This is a genomic window from Acetivibrio sp. (assembly GCF_035371925.1).
Lineage (GTDB): Bacteria > Bacillota > Clostridia > Acetivibrionales > Acetivibrionaceae > Hungateiclostridium.
The window spans coordinates 1-7,619 of the sequence record NZ_DAORXT010000117.1 but is presented as its reverse complement, the minus strand read 5'-3'; the positions used below and the strand labels follow the sequence as shown (position 1 = coordinate 7,619).

8 protein-coding genes are annotated in these 7,619 nt (G+C 37.2%); 7 read left to right on the top strand and 1 reads right to left on the bottom strand.

All coding sequences use genetic code 11. From position 1 onward, the window contains the following. Window positions 1-121: 121 nt before the first annotated feature. Window positions 122-565: a response regulator gene (locus tag PLH43_RS12330; RefSeq protein WP_324363553.1), complete on the bottom strand. Its 444-nt coding sequence runs from the start codon at window positions 563-565 to the stop codon at window positions 122-124. A 238-nt stretch (window positions 566-803) separates the two neighbouring features. On the opposite strand from PLH43_RS12330, the gene PLH43_RS12325 reads away from it, so the two are divergent. From PLH43_RS12325 to PLH43_RS12295, 7 genes are all read left to right on the top strand, one after another. Then, window positions 804-1,400 carry a sigma-70 family RNA polymerase sigma factor gene (locus PLH43_RS12325; RefSeq protein ID WP_324363551.1) on the top strand — a complete coding sequence of 199 codons (597 nt, stop codon included), beginning with the start codon at window positions 804-806 and terminating at the stop codon, window positions 1,398-1,400. Between the two features lie 20 nt (window positions 1,401-1,420). Continuing rightward, window positions 1,421-2,401, top strand: a complete 981-nt coding sequence (locus tag PLH43_RS12320; RefSeq protein WP_324363549.1) for a zf-HC2 domain-containing protein — start codon at window positions 1,421-1,423, stop codon at window positions 2,399-2,401. A 133-nt stretch (window positions 2,402-2,534) separates the two neighbouring features. Then, entirely contained in the window at window positions 2,535-3,236 is a 702-nt protein-coding gene (locus tag PLH43_RS12315) for a PilZ domain-containing protein (protein WP_324363547.1), read from the top strand. A gap of 216 nt (window positions 3,237-3,452) precedes the next feature. Next, a complete protein-coding gene (locus tag PLH43_RS12310; protein WP_324363545.1) occupies window positions 3,453-3,665 on the top strand; it encodes a hypothetical protein in 213 nt (70 codons plus the stop codon). Window positions 3,666-3,740: 75 nt separating this feature from the next. Continuing rightward, window positions 3,741-6,425: a DNA polymerase I gene (gene polA, locus PLH43_RS12305; protein ID WP_324363543.1), complete on the top strand. Its 2,685-nt coding sequence runs from the start codon at window positions 3,741-3,743 to the stop codon at window positions 6,423-6,425. Between the two features lie 25 nt (window positions 6,426-6,450). Beyond that, entirely contained in the window at window positions 6,451-7,032 is a 582-nt protein-coding gene (coaE, locus tag PLH43_RS12300) for a dephospho-CoA kinase (RefSeq protein ID WP_324363541.1), read from the top strand. A 41-nt stretch (window positions 7,033-7,073) separates the two neighbouring features. Further along, the coding region (locus tag PLH43_RS12295) for a lytic transglycosylase domain-containing protein (RefSeq protein WP_324363539.1) at window positions 7,074-7,619 on the top strand (546 nt) is incomplete at its 3' end.

Here is a 7,619-nt window from a genome sequence, read left to right as displayed (position 1 = left end):
ATATAGCCTAGATAGATGACTATCAAATACAGAACCCGGCTTATAGACTTACTCAATAGTAAAATATCAAAAGCACCAGCTTATACGGCTGGTGCTTTTGTGTGGAAAAATATAAACAGATTTATGCTTCTTTGGTTGACAACTGATTAATGAGCCTTGTGGCTTTGTTTAGCTCTAAAAGAACATTTCTGTATTTTAGAGCTGATTTTATTTTGTTTAAAAATATTAATTTATTGATTTGCTCTAGCGGTTTTATAATATAATCGAAAACATCAAACTCAAGAATTTTTTCCATATTTTCCGTATTGTCAAGACTGGATGCGACAATTACGGGAATTTCTTTATAATAAGAAGTTTTTGAGAACTCTTTCAAGAAATCATATCCATCCATTATCGGCATGACTATATCAAGCAGTATCAGGTCAATATTGCGGCTTTCAATAAGCTCTAAAGCCTCGCGTCCGTTTTGAGCGGAAACTATGCTGTATCTTTCACCGTAAAGGTAATTTTTGATAATGGCATTATCAAAAACATTATCATCAATTACTAGAATTGTATTGATCATATTACTACCCCTTTTAATTTTAATCTAATCTAATGATAAGTATATTCTATAAATTATAAAAAAAACCTTTGGTAATATATGTGATTAACTAATATTACTTTTATATAAAAAAAACCTGTACTGGTTCAAATTCTGTTAAAAAAATTGTATAATAGAAACCTGAGGTGTTTTTAAGTTTTTTTTATTTTTGCAGTAATTGGTTGTGTATTATTTTTGAGCCGGAGGTGAGGCTGGTAGCATGAGTTATTCCGAGAAAGAATTGATTGACAGGGCAAAAAAGGGTGATGTTGAGGCGTTTGAGCAGCTTATAGAAGGCTGCCAAAAGAAAGTATTCAACATTGCTTTTAGAATGCTGGGAAACTACGATGATGCCAGTGAATTGGCACAGGAAGTTTTTTTGAAAGCATATAAATCGATAAAGAATTTTAAAGGTGATTCCCTTTTTAATACATGGATATATAAGGTTGCAACGAATGCCTGCCTCGATGAGATTCGTAAAAGAAAAAACAAAAAAGTTGTATTTTTGGATGAAGACATAGAATTTAACGGGAATGAAATAAAACGTCAGATTAAGGACGATTCACCGGGACCTGAGTTGACGGCTGAGGATAACGAGCTCAAAAGAGCTGTGAAGGACTCAATAAATATGTTGTCCGAAGAGTACAGAACGGTTATCGTGTTAAGAGATATTCAAGGCTTTAGCTATGAAGAAATATCCCAAATAATAAAATGTCCCGAGGGAACGGTCAAGTCGAGAATTAATAGGGCTCGGCAGGCTCTAAAAAAAATATTGCAACAAAAAAAGGAACTTATAGATGAGGAATACGTCAAATAATATTGAAAGGAGGGTTGGAAATGAAAAACTGTAGCGAAATAATTGAGTTAATGTCTTTATATATAGACAATGAACTGGATAGCGAAACTAGAACCGAGTTCGAAGAGCATATTGAAACTTGCGAAAGCTGTAAAAGCGAGCTTTACGAACTAAAAGAAATTGTCGGTGCATTGGGCTCTATAGAGGAGGTTGAGCTTCCTTCCGGATTTAAAGAGGAGCTTCATCAAAAACTTGTGGCAGAAAAGAACAGCAATGAGTCAAATAAAAAGACTGTGCCGTTTAAGAAAAAGTTTATCGGGTTTGCGTCCTCCATTGCTGCCGGACTTGTTTTGGTTTTTGTTGCAGGAAGCTTGATTATAAACCGAGGGCTTCTTGGCAATGCTCCAAAGGAGAATAACAGCGGGTTGATGTTGGGTATTTACGAGGACAAAGCAACAGATGAAACAGTTTTCTATGACGGTAACCAGTCCAATCAGGCGGAAGATAATGGCAGTCCCCGTACTGGGATTCAGTTCAACAAGGGGGCGGAGGAAGCTGCAAACGAAAAACGCAGTGGCGGGTCTGATAATTCCAAAAAGGAAGGGACGAACGAGTTTGCAGATGCTTCTTCCTATTCAATTACTCCTTCTTCAAAAGCAGTTTCTTCGGAAGAGCCGGGTTCTTACGGTATTGCTGCTGTTGGCAGTATACCCGCTTACGATGCATATATTACAATCAATTCGAAGGACATTGAAAAAGAAGTTGACAATATTATTAATATTGCCCGTTCGTGCAATATAGAAATTATTGAGGATATAATAGAAGTGGCTTTTTCAAGTGATTCTGTCGTTTCCAGCCCGGATGGAGAAAAGAAGGTTTTGAGTTTCAATGCCGATGATACGGCATACGACAACTTTGTAAGTAAACTTAAGGACGAATATGGAAATGCTCTCTCCTTTGAGGAAAAAACAGATGACCCGAATGAGCCCAAAAAAGTTGAAATAACAATACTTAAGAAGTAGCATTAGTGTAAGAAAAAGAAAATTCTTCATATTAAGAAGGATATTTTAGGCTATTTGTCGAATACATCATCATTATGGTTTTTCGTATCTGTTTCAAGGATTGAACTGTCAACAAGTCTAAGGAGGGGTCGTAATGATGAATGTCGAACTGTCTAATTGGATTCCGGTTCAGAGAGAAGAATATGTACTGTCTATTAAAGAAAAGGAAGAGATTTTCAAGCGGGGATCGGTTATTAGCATTAAGCATAGTTATATTTTCGAACCGGTTCTGTCGGTTATTCAAAAGACTGAAGGCGAGTGCATTTATTTTAGAATTCCTGAAGAGTTTTTGAAGAATAACGTATTTAAAGGCGATGTTGTTTCTTGCCAGGTTATGCGGGGAGATTATGAATATATTATTAATGGAATAATAAGTGAGTTTGAGGTAACTTATCCGTGGTTGGTGCAGGTTACAATAAAAAATGTCAGCAGGGTAAAGAATAATAGAAGTGCCAAAAGATACCTTGCCAATTTTCAGGCAAGATTTTCCCCAAAGGGATCGGATGCCAGTATATATGCCATAATCAAGAATATCAGTATGACGGGTGTGGGAGCGGTTTTCAAAGAAGAAGTCGAGCCCCAGAGTCTTGTAAATGTGTTTGTAAGTGCTTCAATTGACAAAACGCAACCGTTGGAATTTAAGGCAAAAATAAATAGGATTGTAAACAGGGAGATATACAACGAATATGGTTTGGAAATTGTTGGAATAGATGATATCAACAAAGACAAACTTGACAAGCTGATTTACCGTTTAGAGTGCAATGAGGCGGAATTCGTATCCAACAGTCTAAAATAAGTATTGAATGTTTTTAATGCAAAAAATTTTCTTTGAGCTTTAAGTATTATAAAAAATTAAGGGACAGCTGTTTACGGCAGTCCCTTTTTTGTGTACAATTATTTGTGTATATGCTCTTGTGTACACATTATTTACTTTTTGCATTAAAATACGGAAAGATTTTTTTCTTCAGCGGACAAAATTTTAATACAAAATTTAAAAAGGTGATGGTTAAAATTGCTTATAGATGCAGTGGTAAAAAGGATTGAAAAGGGATATGCTGTTTTGGTATCCGATGATTGCGGCGTTGAGGTGAGCATTCCTGTCAAGGAAGGCGAAAGAATGTACACGAAAGGAGAAAATGTTTCTTTAATTATTGATAATGACCGATCGGTAAAATGCTTGACGGATAAACAAGCAATAAAGGGAAATCCTACTAATGAAGGATAAAGCAATAAAATTTAGAGAAGTCAGAATTGAAAAGTATTTACTTTATGATAATCAAAAATTGAGAGGTTTTCTACGATGAGCAAACAAAAATTAATGGCCATAGACGGAAACAGTATTTTAAACAGAGCTTTTTACGGACTTCGCGAGCTTTTGGTAACATCCGACGGTACATATACCAACGGAATTTACGGTTTTTTAAATATAATTCAAAAATTTATTGAAGAGGAAAAACCCCAATACATTTGTGTGGCATTTGACCTTAAGGCTCCGACTTTTAGGCATAATAAATACGAAGGTTATAAGGCAAACAGGAAAGGTATGCCGGATGAGCTTCGGGTTCAGGTTCCTTTGCTTAAGGAAGTTTTGGATGCAATGAATATAAAAAGGCTGGAGATGGAAGGTTTTGAGGCTGACGATATATTGGGCTCCATTTCCCTGTGCGCCGAAAAAAAGGGAATGGAAGTAATATTGGTTACAGGGGACAGGGATGCCTTTCAATTGGTGGGACCATCCACAAAGCTTAAGCTTCCTAGAACAAAAGGCGGAAAAACTGAGGTTGAGGAGTATGATTACAACCGGATTGTAGGAGATTACGGAATTAAGCCCGAACAGTTTATTGACGTAAAAGCTTTGATGGGGGATGCATCCGACAATATTCCCGGCGTACCCGGTATCGGCGAAAAGACGGCCCTGGACCTCATAAGAGAGTATAACAGTCTTGAAAATCTCTATAGCTCGCTGGACAGCATCAAAAAGAAAGGCATAAAGGAAAAGCTTGAGGCTTTTAAGGAACAAGCTTTTATGAGCAGGGAACTTGCTCAGATTGAAAGAAATATGCCGACCCTTTGCGATATTGAAGAGCTTAAAATGGTGGAGATTGACAGGGAAAAGACCTATGAGATATTTAAGAGGCTGGAATTTAAAAGCTTTATTGACAAGTTTGGATTAAATGATGCTAAAAGCCAGGACAGTGTAGAACTTGATATTAAAACGGTAAAAACCGTTGATGAGCTTGAGGGCTTAAAAATCAATATCAAAAGAGACGGAAAAGTTTATATCTATTATTTGATTGACAAAACGGGAGATTTCTCGCAAAAGCTTACTGCTGTTGCAATTTCGTCTGCGGAGGATGAAGCGTGGTATCTGGATTTTGTCAACAATATTGATGAGGATGAGTTTTTTAGGCAGTTTAAAGACATCTTAGAGGATGAAAATATAAAAAAATACGGTCATGATTTTAAAAACTTTATAGTATATTTAAATAATCGGGGAATTGACTTTAACGGTTTGGCCTTTGACACTATGATCGGAGCTTATATAATAAATTCGTCAAAGGACACCTATACAATATCCGAGCTGGCACAAGAGTATTTAAACTTAAATGTAAAGGCAGTTGAGGAGCTTTCGGGAAAGGGCAAAAACTTTACTTTGTACCGGGATATTGAGCCCGATGTTCTTTCAAAAACTGTAGGTATTTATCCTTATGTTATAAGCAAAGTCAGCGAAAAAATAGATAGTCTGCTTAAAGAAAACAATCAGGAAGAGCTGTATTATGATATTGAGCTTCCGCTGGTTCGAACCTTGGCGGATATGGAATATTACGGGTTTAAGGTCAATGTCAATGCCCTTGTGGAGTTTTCAAGAGAGCTTAAGGAAAAGATAGATGTTGTGACAAAGGAAATATACTCTTTGGCACAAGAAGAGTTTAACATCAATTCTCCAAAGCAACTGGGGGTTATTCTTTTTGAAAAACTGGGACTTCCGGTTATAAAGAAAACCAAAACGGGATATTCCACCGATGCGGAAGTGTTGGAAGAGCTGTCCGACAGGCATGAAATTGTGGAAAAAATACTGGAATACAGACAGCTTATGAAGCTAAAATCCACTTATGCGGAAGGACTTCTAGCTGTCATAAATCCTTACACAGGAAAGATTCATTCGAGTTTCAACCAGACGGTGACAGTGACGGGAAGGATAAGCAGTACGGAGCCCAATCTTCAGAATATACCGATAAAACTTGAAATGGGAAGGAAGATACGGAAGGTTTTCATTCCTTCAGATGAAAATTACCGGCTCCTTGATGCGGATTATTCCCAAATTGAGCTTCGGGTTTTGGCCCATATAACCAATGATGAAAATATGATAAATGCGTTTTTAAATAACGAAGATATCCATACTTCGACAGCTGCAACGGTTTTCGGAATACCGAAGGAAGAGGTTACTCCCATTATGAGATCCAGGGCAAAGGCTGTCAATTTCGGTATTGTGTACGGAATAGGGGATTTTAGTCTCGCCAAAGACCTTAAGATAAGCAGGAAAGAAGCAAGGACATATATTGACAGTTATTTAGACAGATATCCCAACGTAAAGAAATACATGCATGATATTGTGGAAGAGGGAAAAGAAAAAGGTTTTGTAACCACCATGTTCAATAGAAGGAGGTATCTTCCGGAGCTTAAATCGCGCAATTTCAACATAAGGTCCTTTGGAGAACGTATTGCAATGAACACTCCGATACAGGGAAGTGCTGCGGATATTATCAAGATTGCGATGGTAAAGGTGCATGGTGAACTTAAAAAGAGGAAGCTTAAGTCCAGGCTGATACTTCAGGTTCACGATGAACTTATTGTAGAGGTGTTCGAGGACGAACGGGAAGAGGTCGAAAAGATTCTGTCCGAAGGTATGCAGAATGCCGTAAGTCTAAGGGTACCGCTGGTTGTTGAGGTTAAATCGGGCAACAACTGGTACGAGACAAAGTAATATAGTGATAGAGGGATGTTGAAATTTGAGAACAATTGGAGTTACCGGGGGAATAGGAAGCGGAAAAAGTACAGTTTCTAAAATTTTGGCCGAGCTTGGAGCAGAGGTAATTGATGCTGATGTTATTGCAAGAGACATCACCCGAAAAGGTCATAAGGCATACTGGGAAATTTTAGACTTATTTGGGAGAAAAATACTTTTGTCAGATGGGGAAATTGACCGAAAAAAGCTTGCCAAAGAAGTCTTTAATGACAAAGCCAAACTTGAGGTTTTAAACAGTATAACCCACAAACATGTTGCTCAAATTATTAAAGAAAGACATGAAATTCTAAAGAAATTGGGAAAGACTGTTGTAATAGATGCACCCATTCCGATAAAAGACGGATTTCTCGATATTGCTGATGAAGTCTGGGTGGTAGTGGCAGACAGGGAAAACAGGGTAAAAAGAGTAATGAAAAGAAGCGGCCTGTCTTATGAACAGGTAATAGAGAGAATAAACGCCCAGTTAAGTGACGAATATTATTGCAGCTTGGCTGATGTAATAATTAAAAATGACGGTACTTATGAAGAGCTTAGAAGAATGGTTGAAGAAACTTACAAAAAGTGATTTCAATATGGCAAAAAGAATTCGTTAAGGTGGTTGTTTTTGTGCTTAATAGACTAAAAAAAAGAGTGAAGCAAATTTTTATTTTTGCTGTGGCGGTTATTTCCATTATATTAATTCTGGAAGGAACTATTAAAATGCTGTTTCCTTTGAAATACAAGGAATACGTTTATAAATATTCTTCCGAATATAATTTGGATCCATACCTTGTTTTCTCGATTATTAAAGCAGAAAGCAGCTTTAACCCTGAGGCGACCTCGCATAAAAATGCCCGCGGACTCATGCAGGTAACCGATGATACGGCATACTGGATTGCAGAAATGATGGGGATTAAGGATTTTAAGGCAGAATATTTATACGACCCGGAGACAAATATAAAGTTTGGGTGCTGGTTTTTAAATAACTTGGAGAAGCAATTTGACAATCGTGTCCTTGTGGTGGCCTCATACAATGCCGGTGCTGCATGTGTTCATTCCTGGCTGAACAACAGTAAGTACAGCACGACGGGAAAAAGCCTTGATGTTATACCTTATAAAGAAACGGAGATCTATACAAAAAGGGTGGAGAATTACTACAATATTTATAAAATG

Bases quoted from the DNA above. Each gene is read 5' to 3' on its own strand.
- polA (WP_324363543.1), top strand. From the start codon at position 3,741: ATGAGCAAACAAAAATTAATGGCCATAGACGGAAACAGTATTTTAAAC.
- PLH43_RS12320 (WP_324363549.1), top strand. From the start codon at position 1,421: ATGAAAAACTGTAGCGAAATAATTGAGTTAATGTCTTTATATATAGAC.
- PLH43_RS12330 (WP_324363553.1), bottom strand. From the start codon at position 565: ATGATCAATACAATTCTAGTAATTGATGATAATGTTTTTGATAATGCC.
- PLH43_RS12325 (WP_324363551.1), top strand. From the start codon at position 804: ATGAGTTATTCCGAGAAAGAATTGATTGACAGGGCAAAAAAGGGTGAT.
- PLH43_RS12315 (WP_324363547.1), top strand. From the start codon at position 2,535: ATGATGAATGTCGAACTGTCTAATTGGATTCCGGTTCAGAGAGAAGAA.